This is a genomic window from Flavobacterium nitrogenifigens (assembly GCF_003254565.1).
GTDB classification, from domain to species: Bacteria; Bacteroidota; Bacteroidia; order Flavobacteriales; family Flavobacteriaceae; genus Flavobacterium; species Flavobacterium nitrogenifigens.
Genome location: NZ_QJRI01000042.1, coordinates 1 through 269 on the forward strand (window position 1 = coordinate 1; position 269 = coordinate 269).

Here is a 269-nt window from a genome sequence, read left to right on the forward strand (position 1 = left end):
TGATTGGATTTTTCATTAAGTTCCTGATACGTTAATTGTGTTTGTTCAAATACAACAGCAATATTATTTGGGGTTCTTTCAACCTGATCTTCAAATAAATCAATGAAGGTTTTATCATCAGGGTAAGAAGTATCTGTGTCATTGAATTTAACCAACAACTCCTTTTCTTCTTCCTGAGTTAAATAATCAAGACTGCTTAAAGCACTGGTTTTATGAACACTAAACCCTTTTACCAGATTAAAAAGATGATCGGCAATTCTTTTAATAAG

Annotated in this window: 1 protein-coding gene; it reads right to left on the reverse strand. The window is 31.2% G+C overall.

Annotated features, from left to right (window positions below):
* A partial coding sequence (locus tag DM397_RS00185; RefSeq protein WP_162615411.1) for a hypothetical protein occupies window positions 1-269 on the reverse strand: 269 nt, incomplete at both ends.